The sequence below is a fragment of the Breoghania sp. L-A4 genome, assembly GCF_003432385.1.
Lineage (GTDB): Bacteria > Pseudomonadota > Alphaproteobacteria > Rhizobiales > Stappiaceae > Breoghania.
The window spans coordinates 1,762,751-1,779,932 of record NZ_CP031841.1; the positions used below are offsets into that span (position 1 = coordinate 1,762,751).

A 17,182-nucleotide genomic window follows, 5' to 3' on the forward strand; every position below is an offset into this window, starting at 1 on the left:
AACCGGAAAAGCATCGCGGCGCGCCCGCGATGCTTGTGTGCTGCTCCAATAAACAAGTAAGCGATAGGGCTTGTTTTATCTGGGTCTCAGCTTGATATGCGTGAATTGATACCCGGTCCCGAATTTGTTCTTAACATAGTATGAGAGGACGAAATCGTCTTTTCCGGAATATCCCTTTTTCGGAGTATATTCGAAATAGCTTTTTTGGGTCCTGACTTTCCCTTTCAGAGGCTTGTTCAAAAGCTCGGCCTTCAGCATGGTCGCGGGAAAATCGCGCGATGACAGCTCGATGATTTGACGGCATCCCTTGCCAGGTTTGTACACGCCGCTGTAGACGCGGACGTCATATCCCGCGACCTTTTCGATGCCTTTGTATTGGACGTTGCACGGCGGCATCGCCGTGCCGGCGGAAGCGGAGCCGATGCTCGCAAACAGTGCGGAAATCACAAGTGCGGGGAAAATCACAAGTGCGGGGAAAATGGGCCGCATATTACCTCCGAAGTTGGAATCAATGGAATAAATATCGCAATTAATACTGAGGCCTCCCGTCTGGAATAGCAATCTGTGCAGTTCCGTCCCAAATCCGTCTGGGGCATTTACGTGCTGCCGCGGACCCCAATAGGATGCTTCAAACAGGACGGACGCGTTGCGCGTCTCCGTGGGAGGAAAGCATGTCCAATCGTGAAGTCGTCATTCTCGCCGGCGCCCGCACCGCCATCGGCACCTTCGGCGGGGCGCTGAAGGACGTTCCGCCCTCGGCTCTGGCGGCGCTGGTGACGCGCGAGGCGATGGGCCGCGCGGACGTGGCGCCGGATGCTGTCGGGCATGTGGTCTTCGGAAACGTCATCCACACCGAGCCGCGCGACATGTATCTCTCGCGCATCGCCGCCGTCGAGGCGGGCATTCCGGTGGAGGTTCCGGCGCTGACGGTCAACCGGCTGTGCGGCTCCGGCGCGCAAGCCATCGTCTCAGCCGCGCAGACGATCCTGCTGGGCGACGTCGAGGTGGCGGTCGCGGGCGGCGCGGAAAGCATGAGCCGCGCGCCCTATGCCTCGCTGGATGCGCGTTTCGGCCAGAAGATGGGCGACGCGACGATGGCCGACATGATGCTGGGCGCGCTGAATTGCCCCTTCGGCACCGGCCACATGGGGGTTACGGCGGAAAACGTGGCCCGCGACTGGAACATCTCCCGCGCGGATCAGGACGCGTTGGCGCTGGAAAGCCAAAAGCGCGCGGCATCCGCCATCAAGGACGGCCGTTTCAGGGAGCAGATCGTTCCGGTCGAGGTCAAGGTCCGGCGCGACACGGTTTCCTTCGACACCGACGAGCATGTGCGTGGCGACACCACGGCCGAGACGCTGGCGTCCCTGCGCGCCGTGTTCCAGAAGGATGGTTCGGTGACCGCAGGCAATGCCTCCGGAATCAACGATGGCGCCGCGGCGGTGATCCTGATGGACCGCGAGCGGGCCGAGCGCGAGGGCCGCAAGCCCATGGCGCGGATCGTCGGCTACGCGCATGCGGGCGTGGAGCCCAGCGTGATGGGCGTGGGCCCGATTCCGGCCGTGCGCAAGCTGCTGGAAAAGACCGGATTGTCGGTCGCGGATTTTGACACGATCGAATCCAATGAGGCCTTTGCCGCCCAGGCCTGCGCGGTGGCGAAGGATCTCGGCCTGCCGGCCGAAAAACTCAATCCCAACGGTGGCGCCATCGCGCTCGGCCATCCGGTCGGTGCCACGGGCTGCATCGTCACCATCAAGGCGATGTACGAGCTCAAGCGCATCGGCGGCCGCTTTGGTCTGATCACCATGTGCATCGGCGGCGGCCAGGGCATCGCGATCGCGATCGAGAACCTCGCGTAGCCCTTCCGGCGATTCGTCGTCGTAATTTTACTGACCACACGCCCGCTTGCCCGTATCATTGGTCGGGCAAGCGGGCAGAACCAATCGGGAGCGAGGCGTGCAGAAACTGGGTCAGGTGTCGCAATGGCGGGCGGTCGACTGTGGCGCTGTGGTCAAAACGGACAGCGGCGTGCGGATCGCGGCCAACGTGGGAAACATTCTCGGCGAAGGACCCCTGTGGCATCCCGAGGCGCAGTGCCTGTTCTGGTTCGATATCCTGCGCTCGAAACTCTACCGGATGGCGGGCGAGGGCGACGTCGCCGTAATGGACCTGCCGTTCATGGGATCGGCCGCGGGCTGGATCGACGCGGGCAACCTGCTGCTTGCCGGCGATGATGGCTTCTATGTGCTGGACATGGAAAGCGGCAGCCTGCATCCGCATATGGTGCTGGAGGACGACAATCCCGCAACCCGGTCCAACGATGGCCGGGTCGATCCCTGGGGCCGCTTCTGGATCGGCACCATGGGACGCAAGCTTGAGGCGGCGGCCGGCGCGCTCTACCGGCTCGACGGCGCCCGGCTGGAGGTTCTCAAGCAGGACATCAGCATCCCCAACTCGATCGCGTTCTCGCCCGACCGCGCCCGGGCCTATTTCGCCGACAGTCCCAGCCGCAACATCCTGGCGCTCGATCTGAACCCGGAGACCGGGGATATTTTGCGCCAGCGGGTGTTCGCCTCGCTGGACGACAGCGACTCGGTGCCCGACGGCAGCGTGGTCGACAGCGAAGGCTATCTCTGGAACGCCCAGTGGGGGCGTGGCGCGTGGTGCGCTACGCGCCCGACGGCAGCATCGACCGGACCATTGAGCTTCCCGTTGGCCAGCCCACGTGCCCGGCCTTCGGCGGGCCGGATCTGAAGACCCTCTACATCACCTCGGCAAGCGAGGACCTCGATGAAGAGGCGCTGGAGAAGCAACCCTACGCGGGCGCGGTGCTGGCGATTGACGTCGACGTGCCTGGACAGGCGGAACACCGGCTGCGCTGACGGGTTTTCACCCGTGCGTGCGGAACCGGCATTCACCAGGAGGGAGCGATCTCCATGAAATTGCGCTTGGCGATCCTTGCCCTGACGGCTTGCTTTTTGCACGCCGCAGCGGCGAAAGCGGAAGACCCTGGCGCATGGCGGTCGCAGCATTTCACCGCGCATCCGCTTGTCGGACGGATCTATTCCGCGGCGCTCGAGGCCTTCGTCAGCGAGGACGCGCTTGTCCGTGACGCGGCAGCCGCCCGCTATGTGCTGCTGGGCGAAACCCACGACAACGCCGATCACCATCTGTTGCAGGCGCGTGTGATCGCGGCACTCGCCGCGGCCGGGCGCGATCCCGCTGTGGTCTTCGAGATGGTGTCCGTAGACAAGGCGCAAGCGCTCGCGGACCATCTGGCGGCGCATCCCAACGATGCGGCGGGGCTCGGCGAGGCGCTCGGCTGGAGCGCCAGCGGCTGGCCCGCGTGGCCGTTCTATGAACCGGTGGCGCGAGCCGCGCTCGATGCCGGTCTGACGCTTGTTGCCGGCGATCTGGATCCATCGCAGCGCAAGCGCATCGGCACGCAGGGGTTTGATGCCGTGCCGCCGGAGGAGCGCGCGGAATTGGCCCTTGATCAGCCGTTGAGCGAAGGCGCTGCCGCCGATCTGGAGAACACGTTGCGGATCTCTCACTGCGGCATGCTGCCCGACGCCGCGGTCAGCGCCATCTTCAAGGTGCAGAGGGCGCGCGATGCCGCGCTGGCACGCGCCATGCTGTCGTCGGGGGAAAGGCCGGCGCCGTGCTTATTGCCGGCGGCGGTCATGCGCGCGCGGACTATGCCGTGCCGTGGTATCTGCGTGCCCGCGATCCGGAGGCGACGATCATCAGCATCGGATTCACGGAAGTGGAACCGGACGAGGTCGATCCGCGCGCCTACCTGCCGGGGCAAGACGGTGCGGGGTTCGTTGATGGTATCGCGCCGTTCGATTATCTTTGGTTTACGCCCAAGGGAAACGTCAGCGATCATTGCGCGGACTTGAAGGAACGTTTCAGCAAGCCCGCCAAATAGCCGTTCCCTGACGATCCTTCCGTCGGTGAGCTGTGGGAGGGCGTGCGACACTCTTGCGGGGAACGCCATGCTTGAAATCGGAAATCTGGACGCCGAGTTCGCCAAGATCACCGACTATTGGTCGCCGCGTGTCATCGCCATGGCCAACGGCCAGTTCGTCAAGCTGGCCAAGGTGAAGGGCGATTTCGTGCTGCATAGCCACGACGAGGAGGATGAGTTCTTCTTTGTCGTCAAAGGCACATTCGTCTTGCGCTATCCCGGCCGCGAGGACGTGACGCTGAAGCAAGGCGATTTCCACGTGACGCCGAAAGGCGTCGCGCATCATCCCTTCGCGCCCGAGGAAACCTGGCTGCTTTTCGTGGAACCCGCCACGACGAAGCACACGGGAGACGTCGAGACCGACATCACCCGATCCGTTGCGGAGCAAACCGCGCACCTTCCGTGAGATGGCGCCGCCGGCGGTATCAGCCGCCGGCGTCAAGCGCCCGCCGGATGGCCCCGGCCAGTTGCCTGCGGTTGTAGGGTTTGCTCAGCAATTCGCTGGCCAGCTTGGCGATAAACGTCTCATCGCCGCTGGTCGAGTGTTCGCGCCGCTGCGTGTAGCCGCTGGTCAGCAGGATCTTGAGTTCCGGGAACATCTTGTGCGCCTCGACCGCGAGCTGATAGCCGTCCTGTCCGCCGGGCATGACGACATCGCTGAAAAGCAGGTCGATGTACGGATTGGTTCTCAGGATTTCGAGCGCCTCGCTGCCGTTGCTGGCGCTCAGCACGGTGTAGCCAAGGAAGCCGAGGTTGTGCGCGGCGATGTCGGTGAAATCCGCCTCGTCGTCGACGATCAGGATCGTTTCGGTGCCCCGGAGCATGGCGACGGGCGTTTGTGCCTTGGGGCTGGCCTCGGCGACTGTCCGGCGTGCGCGGGGCAGGTAGATGCGGAAGGTGGCGCCTTTTCCGGGATGCGTCTCGACCTTGATGTGGCCGCCCGAGCGCTGGACGAAACCATAGACCATGCTCAGGCCCAGACCGGACCCCTTGCCTTCACCCTTTGTGGAAAAGAACGGCTCGAAAATCTTGTCGACGACATCCGGCTCCATGCCGACGCCGGTGTCTGCGACGGAAATCATCACGAACTCGCCTTCACGGGCCAGCGGGTTCAGCTTTACGTATTCGGCATCCAGTTTGGTGTTCTCCGCGGCAATGACCAGCGACCCGCCCTCGGGCATGGCGTCCCTGGCGTTGAGCGCCAGATTGATGAGAGCGTCCTGGAACTCTCCCGGGTCCACGTCGACCATCCACAGGTTGTCGGCAAGCCGGTTCTCGACCGTAATCGCCGCCGTCAGCGATCGGGAGATCAGCTCCTGCATGTTGTCGATGATGGCGTTCAGCGACGTCAGCTTGGTGGCCTGCGTCTTCTGGCGCGAGAAGCTCAGCAATTTGTGGGTAATGCTTGCGCCGCGGTTGACGGACTTGAGGGCCAGTTCGATCCGCTCCGAAATTTCCGGCCGGTCGGCGGCCATGTCCTGAACCAGTTCCAGGTTGCCGATGATGATGCCGAGAATATTGTTGAAGTCATGCGCGATGCCGCCGGACAGCTGGCCGACGGCCTCCATCTTCTGCGCGCGCATCATGGCGTCCTCGGCCTGCTTGCGCCCGCTGATGTCGTTGACCATGACCAGGAAGGACGATCTTCCTTCCCATCGGATCGCGGTCGCCATCGCCTCGACAACGCGGCGGTTGCCGTCGGCGTCGACGACCGTGTTGACCATCCTCGGCCGGGAGCCGCTGCCTTCATCCACCAGACTGTCGATACGCTGCTGTGCCGCCGCCTGGCCTTCCGGCGGGTAGAAGGACATCACGCTCTTGCCGACGATCTCCTCGGGGCTGGAGAGGCCGACGATCTTGGCGCCGGCGGGGTTGGTGAAGGAGTATTTCTCCTTGTCCGCGACATAGATGCCGATCGGCGCGAGCTTCATCACCTCGCGGAGCTTCCGCTCGCTTTCGGCGAGCCGCTCGGTGTCGCTGCGGCTCTCGGCGATGACGGCGGCCGACGACAGGGCGCTGACCGTGGCGATCAGCAGGAACACCCCAAGCGCGCCGACATCGGCGAGACCGTCTCCGGTACCCGCCGCGACGAAGCTTGTGTCGAACCAGAGCGCCACGAGAGAAAATGTCAGGCAGGCCAGCGCCGTCGTGCGCGGTCCCAGCCGCAAGGCGCTCCAGATCAACAGCGCGAAGGGCAGAAAGCTGTAGGAGGGGAGCGCCGTCCCGGGTGAGGCGCCGTAGGAAAATATCAGAATGGTTGTCGTGGTGAGGGCGACGAGCAGAGCCGTCACCTCGACCCAGAAGACGCGATTTGCCTGCCGGATGCGTGACACGCTGTCGTCGGTCAGCAGCAGCAGCACGGCCGGGTCACCGTCATGACTTGCAAGCAGTTGCCGATCAGCCACCAGATCCAGCCGTCATAAGGCAGGGCGTTGAAGGAATTGCTGGCAACCATCGACGCGGGAACGCCGAAGACCGCTGCGGGCAGAATGCCGCCCCACAGCAGCAGCGCCATGACGTCGTGAAGGCGTTCGAAGCGCAGATCCAGCCTGTGGAAGCGCTGTATCAGCAGCGCGGCAACGATGGCCTGACCCGAAGAAATCAACGGAAAAATGGCGACTGCAAGGGCCGGGATCCGGCCGATCAGCGTCAGGACGACAACATCGCAGGCGACGATGGCGGGCACGAGTATCCACCAGTGCCGTCGCGGCGTCGCCAGCAGCGCGGCCAGGAACACGCCCGTTGCGGGCCAGACGATCGGAATGTTCTGTGATGTCGGGAAAAACAGAAAAGCCCCCGCTGCGCACAAAGTGTAGAGGCTGCAATACCGAATAATAGTGAGCGTGATGCCCATGGTCCGTGCCCGTTCCGCGCCGCACTCCCAAGGAAACGGCCCAAAGTCAATTCGAATCAGCGCAATTTTGACAATATGTTTGGCTGAATCTAGTCGCGTGGGCCGTTCAGAGGCAAATGATTCTGCCGCTGCAGTCCATTTTTCACCAGTGTTTCCGAAAAGTTGCGCGAATGACTTGTTAAGCGTTGCGGTCGCATCGAGGTGCGCGCCCTCCGCAGCCGGCCGGCCCGAATGATACGGGTCCGGCCGGCTGCGATTGTCTTAGCCCTGCATCGCCTTCAGTTCCAGGCGGCGGGCGTGAAGCACCGGTTCGGTGTAGCCCGACGGCTGCTCGCGGCCCTTGAAAACCAGATCGCAAGCGGCCTTGAAGGCCGGACCGTCGAAGGCCGGCGCCATGGGCGTGTAGGCGGGATCGCCCGCGTTCTGGCGGTCGACCACCTCGGCCATGCGCTTCATGGTCTCCATCACCTGATCCCCGGACACCACGCCATGGTGCAGCCAGTTGGCGATATGCTGCGAGGAGATGCGGCAGGTGGCGCGGTCTTCCATCAGGCCGACGTCGTTGATGTCGGGCACCTTGGAGCAGCCGACTCCCTGGTCGACCCAGCGCACGACATAGCCGAGGATTCCTTGCGCATTGTTTTCGATCTCGGCGCGCACCTCGTCGTCCGACCAGTTGGCGCCCTGGGCCACCGGGATCGTCAGGATATCGTCGAGCGAGGCGCGGCCGCGGCTTTCCAGCTCGTCCTGGCGCCTTTGCACGTTGACGGTGTGATAGTGCGTCGCGTGCAGGGTGGCGGCGGTGGGCGAGGGCACCCAGGCGCAATTGGCGCCCGCCTGCGGATGGCCGATCTTCTGTTCCAGCATGGCGTGCATCAGGTCAGGCATGGCCCACATGCCCTTGCCGATCTGCGCATGCCCGCGCAAGCCGCACTCGAGCCCGATGTCGACGTTCCAGTCCTCATAGGCGATGATCCACGGCTGGCTCTTCATGTCCGCCTTGCGCACCATGGGGCCGGCTTCCATCGAAGTGTGGATCTCGTCGCCGGTGCGGTCGAGGAAGCCGGTGTTGATGAAGGCCACGCGGGATTTCGCCGCCCGGATGCATTCCTTGAGGTTGACCGTGGTGCGGCGTTCCTCGTCCATGATGCCGATCTTCAGCGTGTTCGGCGCAAGCCCCAGGAAGCCCTCGACGCGGCCGAAAATTTCGTCGGTGAAGGCGGTTTCCTCCGGGCCGTGCAGCTTCGGCTTGACGATGTAGACGGAGCCCGCGCGCGAGTTGCCAGGGCCGTCGTTCTTCAGGTCGTGAATGGCGATCAGCGAGGTGAAGGCGGCATCCAGCAGGCCCTCGAAGGCCTCGTCGCCGTTCCGATCGAGCACGGCCGGATTGGTCATCAGGTGGCCGACGTTGCGCACCAGCATCAAGGAGCGGCCGTGCAGCGACAGGGCGGATCCGTCGGGTGCCGTGTACACACGGTCGCCGTTGAGTTTGCGGGTGAAGGTCTTGCCGCCCTTGGTCACCTCTTCGGTCAAATCGCCCTTCATCAGGCCGAGCCAGTTGCGGTAGGCGACGACCTTGTCCTCGGCGTCGACGGCCGCGACCGAATCCTCGCAGTCCATGATCGTCGAGATGGCGCTCTCGAGAATGACGTCCGCGACGCCCGCCTTGTCCGACGCGCCGATGGTGCTGTCGCGGTCGATCGTAATCTCGGCGTGCAGTTCGTTGTTGACGATCAGCACGGCAGACGGATTGGACGCCTCGCCCCGGTAACCGGCGAACTGCGTCGGATCGGAAAGCCCGGTCTCCGTGCCGTCCGCCATTGCGACGAAAAGCCCGCCGTCGCGCACGCTGTAGGCCGTCACGTCGGCATGGCTGCCGCCGGCCAGGGGTGCTGCGCCGTCGAGAAAACTCTTGGCCCAGGCGATGACGCGGGCGCCGCGTTCGGGATCGTAGCCGCCCGGCTTGGGCAGGTCGCCCAGCGCGTCGGTGCCGTAGAGCGCGTCGTAGAGCGAGCCCCAGCGCGCGTTCGCCGCGTTGAGCGCGTAGCGGGCGTTCATCACCGGCACGACGAGCTGCGGACCCGCGATGATCGAGATTTCCGGATCGATCCTGTCGCTGTCGACGGAAAACTCTCCGCCCTCGGGCACCAGATAGCCGATGTCGCCGAGGAACGCCTTGTAGGCGGCCATGTCCTGCGGCTTGCCGCCTGCGTGCCAGGCGTCGATTTTGGCCTGGATCGCCTCGCGCTTGTCGATCAGCGCCTTGTTCTTCGGGCCAAGGTCGTTGACCAGCGCGCCGAGGCCATCCCAGAAATCCCCAGGCGCGACGCCTGTCCCCGGCAGCGCTTCCGTCTCGATGAAGTCGTAAAGCTCCCGGGCGACCTTGATGCCGCTGATGTCGACGCGGTTGGCTGTCATGTTCTGGTTCCTGACGTTCGGCAGGCCCGGGCGCGCCTGGCGCGCATGCGGACGTGTGTCTGCGGACGGGAGATCCCGATCCTGTGAGCAGTCAGATAGCAGCTTGCCGGTGCGGCTTTAATTGGGGAAGTGGAAAAGCTGTCTTTCCAAACGGCATGGGACGAAAGTGGGAGAGGGCGCGCGGTGACGTTTGTCTCGCTCAGCGCTGCTGCTTGCTTTGCATATAGGCGCGCAAGATCGCGTTCATGCGGCTCTGGTAGCCCTTGCCTTGCGCCTTGAACCAGTCGAGCACATCCGCGTCGAAGCGGATCGTGACCTGTCTTTTTGTCGCGGGACGCGTCAGCTTCGCGGCCTCGAAGAAGGCATCATCGAGTTCCGGAATGTCGCTGTGGTCGATCTGCTCGTCCGGCAGCGCGGCCAGTTCCTCAAGGCTCAGTTCTGCGTTGTAACGCTTCTTCATAGTGTTTCCGTTCCTTGCGGCTGGCAGGGCGTGCGGAAATCAGTCGGATCCGGTCAGCCCTGTCCGTATGGGCAACTGTTAGGATCGCAATTCCGTCGATAATGCCAATGGAAATGAAGCGTCTCTCTCCATAGTCGAAACGCCGGTCTTCAGCCGTCAGGACGACGCCCTCGAATATTCGGCATGCGGTGCCGAAACCCACGCCATGCTTGGCAATATTCAAACGGTTTTTCGTCTCGTCCCACTCGAATGGCATGGTCGAGTGTAACTACAAATGTCGTTATAATCAAGGGCGCGGAGCGTGCCGGCTCGTCATCAGAAATCTTTGGAACCGGCAGGAAGGGTCATGGATGCCGATGTATTAGGCCACCAGTTCCTTCTGATAGTCCTTCACGTCGGAGAAGGTGATCTTGGGATTGCGATCCTTCTCGTACTGCAGCATGAAGGCGGAGGTCGCCATGAAGACGGGCGCGCCGTCGAGATCGGCGGCCATGGCGCCGCGGTTCTTCTCGATGAACTTGTCCAGCTCCGCGGGGTCTTCCGCCGTCACCCAGCGGCAGGCTTCGAAGCGGGCCATGTCGAGGCCGATCGGCAGGCCGTATTCCGCCTGCATGCGCTCCACCAGCACGTCGAGCTGCAGCGCGCCGACGACGCCGACCATGGCCGGCGAGCCGTCATAGGGGCTGAACACCTGGACGACGCCTTCCTCGGCGAGTTGCTGCAGCGCTTCCTTCATCTTCTTCGCCTTCATCGCGTCCTTGAGCGAGACGCGGCGCAGGATTTCCGGCGCGAAACTCGGTACGCCGCGGAACACGACGCCTTCACCTTCCGTCAGCGTGTCGCCGATCCTCAGCGTGCCGTGGTTGGGAATGCCCACCACGTCGCCGGCGTAGGCCTCTTCCGCGAGGCTGCGGTCCTGGGCGAAGAAGAACATCGGCGTGTGGATGCCGATGGTCTTGCCCGTGCGCACCAGCTTGGCCTTCATGCCGCGTGTGAGCTTTCCCGAGACGACGCGCATGAAGGCGATGCGGTCGCGGTGGTTGGGGTCCATGTTCGCCTGGATCTTGAACACGAAGCCGGTCATCTTCGGCTCACGCGGATCGATGAAGCGCGCGTTGGTTGGCTGGCCGCGCGGTGTCGGCGCGATTTCGGCCAGCAGGTTGATCAGGTCGCGCACGCCGTAGTTGCGCAAGGCGGAACCGAACAGCACCGGCGACAGATGGCCCTCGCGGAAGGCTGCGAGGTCGAACGGCTTGCAGCCGACCTGCGCCAGTTCCAGCTCTTCCAGCATCTGTTCGCGATCGCCGTCCGGCAGCATGGCCGCGACGGTCGCGTCGGTGGGGCCGGAGACTTTCGCGCCCTCCACCTGTTCGTCGAGCTGGCGCACCGTGTCGCGGCGCAGATCATATGTGCCGGCGAAGCAGCGGCCGCGGCCGACGGGCCAGGTGACGGGCGCCAGATCCAGCGCCAGCGTCTGCTCGATCTCGTCGAGAAGCTCGAACGGATCGCGGCTCTCGCGGTCCATCTTGTTGATGAAGGTGATGATCGGGATGTCGCGCAGGCGGCAGACCTCGAACAACTTCAGCGTCCGCGCCTCGATACCCTTGGCCGCGTCGATCACCATGATGGCGCTGTCGACGGCGGACAGCGTGCGGTATGTGTCTTCGGAGAAGTCCTCGTGGCCCGGCGTATCGAGCAGGTTGAAGACGCAATCGGCGTATTCGAATGTCATCACCGAGGTCATCACCGAGATGCCGCGTTCCGCCTCGATGCCCATCCAGTCCGAACGGGTCTGGCGGCGGTTGCGCTTGGCCTTGACCTCGCCGGCGAGCTGGATCGCGCCGCCGAACAGCAGCAGCTTTTCCGTCAGCGTTGTCTTGCCGGCGTCCGGATGCGAGATGATGGCGAAGGTGCGCCTGCGGGAAACGGGATCGGTCATGATGTCTTTTCGGAGCCGGTCGGGAACGCGAGCCTGTCGCCGCGCTCGGAACGTGCCGTGTCTCGCCCGAAGCGATGGCTTTGTCAAATGGGATTGCTGCCGATGCGCGGCCAACGGTCTGCCGTGGGGAGCCGGTTCAGACGTCGGTGATGGTGTCGTCCGCGGCAAGATCGTTGATGAAATAGTTCGGCCAGAGATCCCGGAAAATCGAGAAGTCGAGCCTTAGCTTGTTCAGATGTTCGTTCATGTTCGCGACCGCCGTGTCCGCATCGCCCGCGGCGATGGCGTCCAGCACCGCGCCGTGCTCGCCGACCACGAGCTGCATGCGGCCGGCCTGGGGCAGGGTGAGGCGGCGGTAGCGTTCGGCCTGCACCCGGATCTGCTGGATCATGTCCCAGAAGCCGGGGAAATGGCCGGCTGCGGCAATGGCGGCGTGAAAGTCCTCGTCGGCCCGGTGGAAGGCTTCCTCGTTACCTGCATCCGCCATTTCCTGCTGACGCTGGATCAGGGCCCGCATCTGCATGATCTGGCTTTCGCTGGCGCGGCGGGTGGCGGCACGAACCGTGACTTCCTCGAGCGCGCGCCGGGCGACCAGGGCTTCCCGCAGGATCGATAGCGGAATCCGGGCGACGAACGTGCCGGACTTGGGGACCACGTCGATCAGCCGTTCCTCGGCGAGGCGCAGCACCGCCTCGCGGACCGGTGTGCGGGAGATGCCATATTTCTCGGTCAGCGCCTTCTCGACGATCGGCGCGCCCGGGGGAGGGTCATGGCGATGATCGCGTTTTTCAGATCGTGATAGACCACCTCCGAATTCTTGGCGGCTCGAGGAATCCGCGCATGATCATTCACCCCGGCGGTGCATTGCGCGCACGGGGCTTGCGTGTCTTCTCGGGAAGCGCGGCAGCGCGCGGGGATTTGGCCGTCATTGTGTCGTCCAGCCGCGCCGCCATGGGCGCGTGCCCTGTTCAGTCCTGTGCTGATTGCAAGCACGATTCTCAGGCGTGTGTCCGGATCACTCTTGATGTTTCCCCAACGCTAGTATATCAAATACATCTAGTATACTAGTTATTTTGATAACAAGAAGCGACCGGATCGCGTCGCGCGGGCGGGCGCAAGGGAGGACGAGATGATCGGAAGACTGTTCAAGGCGGCCGCGCTGGCCGCCGCTTTCGCCATGGCGTCGGCTGGTGGCGTTTTTGCTGCGGAACTCAAGTGGGCCCACGTTTACGAAGAGGGGTCCGACTATCACAAATGGGCGCTCTGGGCCGCGGAGCAGGTCAAGGAGAAGACGGATGGCCGGGTGACCATCAATGTCTATCCGGCCTCCTCGCTCGGCAAGGAAGTGGAGATCAACGAAGGACTTGGCATCGGCTCGGTGGACATCATCTACACGGGCCCCAGTTTCGTGGAGCGCTACTACGGACCCATCGCCATTTCGGATTATCCGTTCATCATGCGCGGCTGGGATCACTGGAAGAGCTATCGCGAAAGTGATCTCTTCAAGGACCTGTCGGCCGGCTACAGGGACGCCACGGGCCACTCCGTGATGGCGCTCGTCTACTACGGCCAGCGGCATGTGACCTCGAATTTCCCGATCCTGAAGCCGGAGGACATGAAGGGGCTTAAGATTCGGGTGCCGAACTCGCCGGTCATGCTGATGTTCCCCAATGCGGTGGGCGCCAACCCCACTCCGATGGCGTTCTCGGAGGTCTATCTGGCGCTTCAGCAGAAGGTGGTGGACGCTCAGGAAAACCCACTGCCGACCATCAAGTTCAAGAAGTTCTATGAGGTGCAGTCCAACATCAACCTGACGGGGCACCTTTTGAACTCGCTGCTCATTATCGCATCCGACAGCGCCATGGATAAGCTCGGCGACGACGCTCCGGTCGTGGAGGGTGTGCTCAAGGAGGCTTCGGCCAATGTGTCGGACGCCATCCACCAGGCCGAGACCGATCTGATCGGCTGGTTCCGCGACCAGGACGTGCAGGTCAACGAAGTCGACCGCAAGCCGTTCCAGGACGCGGTGTTGCCCAAGCTCACGGACTGGGACAAGGTACCCTATACCAAAGAGCAGTTTGAGCGGCTTCAGGCACTCTGAAGACCGCAAGGCCGAGACGACACATGAGCACTTCGTCCGAAGACGATGCAGCGCAACCGGAGCGCGCGACGGATCCCGCGCGCTCCGTTTTCGTTGCGGATGACGAACAGCGGCCGCTCGACATCAAACTCGTCGACATGCCAGGGCTCATCGCGCTCTGGGGACTGGCCGCGATCGTTTTCCTGCAGTTCTTCACCCGCTACGTTCTGAACGACAGCCTGGCGTGGACGGAAGAGATCGCCCGCTACGTGCTGATCCTCGTGACGTTCCTTGGCGCGGTCACCGTGAGCCGCAAGGGCACCCACATCTTCCTCGAGTTCTTCTACCGCTTCATTCCGCCGCGCGCGGGCAAATGGCTGTCCGTCGCGATGGAAGGCCTCACCATGGCCTTCTATGGCTACATGGCCTTTGTCGGGGTGCAGCTTGCGCTCAAGACGAGAACCAAGATGGCGTCAGCCGACATCCCGAAGAGCCTCGTCTACTGGGGCGTCGTCGCCGGATTGGCCGTGATGGCGCTCTATTCGCTTGTCTGGCTGGTGCGAAAACTCCGGCAAAGCCCGCGGACGTGGTGCGCGACCTCAAGGCGCACGCCTTGTCTGACCTTTCCGACTGATCCTGGGGACCAACCGGCATGTCGCTCGCCTTGATGTTTGTGTTGCTGTTCGTGCTGCTGGTTGCGGGGGCGCCCGTGGCTGTGGCGCTTGGCGTCGCGTCGCTGTTCTTCATTTCCACCACAGGCATGCCGAACCTTGTGGTGCTTCACAACATGGTCAACGGCATCAATTCCTTTCCGCTGATCGCCGTGCCGTTCTTCATCATGGCCGGGCACTTGATGAACACGGCCGGCATCACCAACAAGATCTTTGCCTGCGCGCGCGCCGCCGTCGGCTGGATGCACGGCGGTCTCGGCCATGTGAACGTCGGCGCTTCGGTCATCTTTGCCGGCATGTCGGGGGCCGCGACAGCGGATGCGGGAGGGCTCGGCAATATCGAAATCAAGGCCATGCGCGACGCGGGCTACGACACGGACTTCTCCGTCGGGATTACCGCGGCGTCGTCGACCATCGGCCCGATCATCCCGCCGTCGCTGCCCCTGGTCGTCTATGGGGTGATCGCCGACACCTCCATCGGCCAGTTGTTCGCCGCCGGCCTGATCCCAGGGCTGGTGATGGCCATGGCGCTGATGGCAATGGTCGCGTTCTACGCCTGGCGGCGCGATTATCCGCGCGACGACCGGTTCCGCATTCCGGTGTTCCTGCGCACCTTCGGCGATGCGATCCTGCCCCTGTTCACGCCGGTCATCATTGTCGGTGGCATCCTGTCGGGAATGTTCACCCCCACCGAGGCCGCGATCGCGGCGGTGGCCTATTCCCTGTTCCTCGGGGTCATCGTGTATCGCACGCTGAACTGGCGGCGCGTGCTCCGTGTCTCGATGGAGACCATCGAGACCACTGCCTCGATCATGCTGATTGTCGCCGCCTCGGCGATCTTCGCCTGGATCCTGACGGCCAATCAGGTGGCACAGCTCTTCGCTCGCAACCTGCTGACGGTCACCGACGATCCAGTCGCGATCTTGCTGATCATCACGCTGATAGTGCTGGTCATCGGCTGCTTCATGGAAACGATTGCCGCCATCACTATTCTGACGCCGGTGTTGCTGCCGGTCGCCATCAGCATCGGTGTCGACCCGGTCCATTTCGGGATCATCATGATCCTCAACCTGATGATCGGCTTGCTGACGCCACCGGTCGGCATGGTGCTCTACGTGCTGTCGAAAGTAGCCGACGTGCCCTTCGAGCGTTGCGTTGTCGCAACGGCGCCGTTCCTCGTACCGCTGATTGCCGTACTGCTGCTGCTGACCTTCGTGCCCGAGTTTTCCATGTGGCTGCCGACCGCGCTCTACCGTTGAGCGGGTTTTCCGGACGCCGGCACGGCGGACAAACGCGGACGGAAATCTTGGTCCCAGTGCAAGACCGGTTGTCTTCGCCGGCGAGCTGGATCGCGCCGCCGAACAGCAGCAGCCTTTCCGTCAGCGTCGTCTTGCCGGCCTCCGGATGCGGGATGATGGCGAAGGTGCGCCTGCGGGAAACGGGATCGGTCATGGGATCACGCGCGCGCCGCGTCAATGCAGGCGGGGGTCAAGGCGCTCTGTCTGGTGCTCCCCAGCCGGGGTCCGGGGCAGCGCTTTATGTCAATCGTCGTGCTATACGGTATTGCTCAAACCCAGCGTTGACCGACCGGCACTGGTGGTCAAACGTGCCCGGGAATTGGATTATCCGCCGTGCCGGCACCCCAAGTTCAACGTCTAGATGTGGAGCCTCAAGAGGTTGTCCTCGGTTAGATCGAGTCGACTGATCGGTGTTTTGGATTTTAGGCTGCCATGTGGCCGGTGCCAATTGTAGCGGTGTAGCCAGATCGGCAGTTCGGCTGCGCGATGGCGTGACGTTGGGTAGGCGATGGCATAGGCCCATTCCCGCAACGCGGTCTGTATGAAGCGTTCGGCCTTGCCGTTTGTCTTGGGCGTGTAGGGTCGGGTGCGGATGTGCTTGAGGCCGAGATCGCGGCAGGCTTTTGCGAAGGCTTTCGATTTGTAGCAGGCGCCATTGTCGGTCATGACGCGGGTGACGGTAACGCCCAGGCTCTCGTAATAGGCGAGCGCGGCGCGCAGGAAAGCGACCGCACTGTGTTTCTTCTCGTCGGGCAAGATCTGGCTGAAGGCGATGCGCGAGGCATCGTCGATGCAGACATGGACAAACTCCCAGCCGACACCGCGGCTGTTGGACTGGCCGGTGCGATCGCCGGTGATGCGGTGGCCGACGCGGTCGAACCGACCGAGTTTCTTGATGTCGATGTGGATCAACTCGCCCGGATGCTGGCGTTCATAGCGGCGCACCGGTTCGGCCGGATCGAGGTCCTTGAGCCGGGAGAGGCCTGCCCGCCGCAGCGCCCGGCTGACGGTGGCCGGTGACACGCCGACCTCCCGAGCGATGTGCTTACCTGTCCAGCGCTGACGGCGCAGGGCGATGATGCGTTCACAGAGGAGCGGATCGGTTGCGCTGGGCATCCGGCCTGGCCGAGAGGAGCGGTCGACCATGCCGGCCGGGCCTTCCGCCCTGTAGCGTTCGGCCCACCGGGCAACGATCTTGGCCGACACGCCATAGACCCGCGCCGCCTGGGCCCGGGAAAGACGACCTTCAATGACCGCTTGGGCCATCTCCCCTCGACGCAACGGTGTCAGGCGGGCATTCTTGTGGATGTTCATTCGGACCCTCCGATGCGTGCTGAAGCGTGGTAACTCCAGTCTCCTCGGTCAGGTCCGAATGGACAACCTGTTGAAAGCTCACATCTAGAGCGTTTCCTTGTCAAATGGACCCATTCTGCGGAGATGAATTTTGTCGAGGATCAAGAGGATTGGCGAAGGGCATATCGCGGATATGGCC

At 63.3% G+C, this 17,182-nt stretch carries 15 protein-coding genes and 1 pseudogene; 7 read left to right on the forward strand and 9 right to left on the reverse strand.

The window, feature by feature from the left end:
• Positions 1–75: 75 nt before the first annotated feature.
• A complete protein-coding gene (locus tag D1F64_RS08170; RefSeq protein WP_117412038.1) occupies positions 76–489 on the reverse strand; it encodes a hypothetical protein in 414 nt (137 codons plus the stop codon).
• 182 nt (positions 490–671) lie between these two features.
• On the opposite strand from D1F64_RS08170, the gene D1F64_RS08175 reads away from it, so the two are divergent.
• The 4 genes and pseudogenes from D1F64_RS08175 to D1F64_RS08190 all read left to right on the forward strand — a co-directional run bounded on the left by D1F64_RS08175 (position 672) and on the right by D1F64_RS08190 (position 4,376).
• Positions 672–1,859 (forward strand): acetyl-CoA C-acyltransferase family protein, encoded by a 1,188-nt coding sequence (locus D1F64_RS08175; protein ID WP_117412039.1) that lies wholly within the window; start codon positions 672–674, stop codon positions 1,857–1,859.
• A 187-nt stretch (positions 1,860–2,046) separates the two neighbouring features.
• A pseudogene (locus D1F64_RS08180) lies at positions 2,047–2,882 on the forward strand (SMP-30/gluconolactonase/LRE family protein).
• A gap of 54 nt (positions 2,883–2,936) precedes the next feature.
• On the forward strand, positions 2,937–3,902 hold the full coding sequence (locus D1F64_RS08185; RefSeq protein WP_117412041.1) for a ChaN family lipoprotein: 966 nt from the start codon (positions 2,937–2,939) through the stop codon (positions 3,900–3,902).
• A gap of 96 nt (positions 3,903–3,998) precedes the next feature.
• Positions 3,999–4,376, forward strand: coding sequence for a cupin domain-containing protein (locus tag D1F64_RS08190; RefSeq protein WP_117412042.1), 378 nt, complete (start codon positions 3,999–4,001; stop codon positions 4,374–4,376).
• 19 nt (positions 4,377–4,395) lie between these two features.
• Here the strand turns inward: D1F64_RS08190 and D1F64_RS08195 are convergent, their stop codons facing one another.
• The 7 genes from D1F64_RS08195 to D1F64_RS08225 all read right to left on the reverse strand — a co-directional run bounded on the left by D1F64_RS08195 (position 4,396) and on the right by D1F64_RS08225 (position 12,329).
• Positions 4,396–6,375, reverse strand: coding sequence for an ATP-binding protein (locus D1F64_RS08195; protein WP_162901417.1), 1,980 nt, complete (start codon positions 6,373–6,375; stop codon positions 4,396–4,398).
• Complete coding sequence (locus D1F64_RS08200) at positions 6,315–6,824, reverse strand: MASE1 domain-containing protein (protein WP_117412044.1); 510 nt, start codon at positions 6,822–6,824, stop codon at positions 6,315–6,317. Before D1F64_RS08200 ends, D1F64_RS08195 begins: the two co-directional genes overlap by 61 nt.
• Before the next feature lie 261 nt (positions 6,825–7,085).
• Positions 7,086–9,242: a malate synthase G gene (locus D1F64_RS08205; RefSeq protein ID WP_117412045.1), complete on the reverse strand. Its 2,157-nt coding sequence runs from the start codon at positions 9,240–9,242 to the stop codon at positions 7,086–7,088.
• Between the two features lie 199 nt (positions 9,243–9,441).
• A complete protein-coding gene (locus D1F64_RS08210) occupies positions 9,442–9,702 on the reverse strand; it encodes a BrnA antitoxin family protein (RefSeq protein WP_117412046.1) in 261 nt (86 codons plus the stop codon).
• The gene (locus D1F64_RS08215; RefSeq protein WP_248304659.1) at positions 9,668–9,925 is read right to left on the reverse strand and encodes a BrnT family toxin; all 258 of its coding nucleotides are present in this window, start codon (positions 9,923–9,925) and stop codon (positions 9,668–9,670) included. The genes D1F64_RS08210 and D1F64_RS08215 overlap by 35 nt, the downstream gene beginning before the upstream one ends.
• A 138-nt stretch (positions 9,926–10,063) precedes the next feature.
• Positions 10,064–11,641 carry a peptide chain release factor 3 gene (locus D1F64_RS08220; RefSeq protein WP_117412048.1) on the reverse strand — a complete coding sequence of 526 codons (1,578 nt, stop codon included), beginning with the start codon at positions 11,639–11,641 and terminating at the stop codon, positions 10,064–10,066.
• Positions 11,642–11,777: 136 nt separating this feature from the next.
• Positions 11,778–12,329 (reverse strand): GntR family transcriptional regulator, encoded by a 552-nt coding sequence (locus tag D1F64_RS08225; RefSeq protein WP_162901418.1) that lies wholly within the window; start codon positions 12,327–12,329, stop codon positions 11,778–11,780.
• Positions 12,330–12,770: 441 nt separating this feature from the next.
• On the opposite strand from D1F64_RS08225, the gene D1F64_RS08230 reads away from it, so the two are divergent.
• From D1F64_RS08230 to D1F64_RS08240, 3 genes are read left to right on the forward strand one after another with little or no spacing between them, the layout of a single operon-like run.
• Positions 12,771–13,742: a sialic acid TRAP transporter substrate-binding protein SiaP gene (locus D1F64_RS08230; protein ID WP_117412050.1), complete on the forward strand. Its 972-nt coding sequence runs from the start codon at positions 12,771–12,773 to the stop codon at positions 13,740–13,742.
• A 23-nt stretch (positions 13,743–13,765) separates the two neighbouring features.
• Complete coding sequence (locus D1F64_RS08235; protein WP_117412051.1) at positions 13,766–14,389, forward strand: TRAP transporter small permease; 624 nt, start codon at positions 13,766–13,768, stop codon at positions 14,387–14,389.
• Positions 14,374–15,651: a TRAP transporter large permease gene (locus D1F64_RS08240; RefSeq protein ID WP_117412052.1), complete on the forward strand. Its 1,278-nt coding sequence runs from the start codon at positions 14,374–14,376 to the stop codon at positions 15,649–15,651. Before D1F64_RS08235 ends, D1F64_RS08240 begins: the two co-directional genes overlap by 16 nt.
• A 396-nt stretch (positions 15,652–16,047) precedes the next feature.
• Here D1F64_RS08240 and D1F64_RS08245 read toward each other — a convergent pair whose 3' ends face one another.
• Positions 16,048–17,004: an IS481 family transposase gene (locus D1F64_RS08245; RefSeq protein WP_117411175.1), complete on the reverse strand. Its 957-nt coding sequence runs from the start codon at positions 17,002–17,004 to the stop codon at positions 16,048–16,050.
• Positions 17,005–17,182: the final 178 nt, after the last annotated feature.

Coding starts and splice junctions, on each gene's coding strand:
- D1F64_RS08220 (WP_117412048.1), bottom strand. CDS start 11,641: ATGACCGATCCCGTTTCCCGCAGGCGCACCTTCGCCATCATCTCGCAT.
- D1F64_RS08170 (WP_117412038.1), bottom strand. CDS start 489: ATGCGGCCCATTTTCCCCGCACTTGTGATTTTCCCCGCACTTGTGATT.
- D1F64_RS08245 (WP_117411175.1), bottom strand. CDS start 17,004: ATGAACATCCACAAGAATGCCCGCCTGACACCGTTGCGTCGAGGGGAG.
- D1F64_RS08190 (WP_117412042.1), top strand. CDS start 3,999: ATGCTTGAAATCGGAAATCTGGACGCCGAGTTCGCCAAGATCACCGAC.
- D1F64_RS08200 (WP_117412044.1), bottom strand. CDS start 6,824: ATGGGCATCACGCTCACTATTATTCGGTATTGCAGCCTCTACACTTTG.
- D1F64_RS08235 (WP_117412051.1), top strand. CDS start 13,766: ATGAGCACTTCGTCCGAAGACGATGCAGCGCAACCGGAGCGCGCGACG.
- D1F64_RS08185 (WP_117412041.1), top strand. CDS start 2,937: ATGAAATTGCGCTTGGCGATCCTTGCCCTGACGGCTTGCTTTTTGCAC.
- D1F64_RS08240 (WP_117412052.1), top strand. CDS start 14,374: ATGTCGCTCGCCTTGATGTTTGTGTTGCTGTTCGTGCTGCTGGTTGCG.
- D1F64_RS08205 (WP_117412045.1), bottom strand. CDS start 9,242: ATGACAGCCAACCGCGTCGACATCAGCGGCATCAAGGTCGCCCGGGAG.
- D1F64_RS08175 (WP_117412039.1), top strand. CDS start 672: ATGTCCAATCGTGAAGTCGTCATTCTCGCCGGCGCCCGCACCGCCATC.
- D1F64_RS08230 (WP_117412050.1), top strand. CDS start 12,771: ATGATCGGAAGACTGTTCAAGGCGGCCGCGCTGGCCGCCGCTTTCGCC.
- D1F64_RS08210 (WP_117412046.1), bottom strand. CDS start 9,702: ATGAAGAAGCGTTACAACGCAGAACTGAGCCTTGAGGAACTGGCCGCG.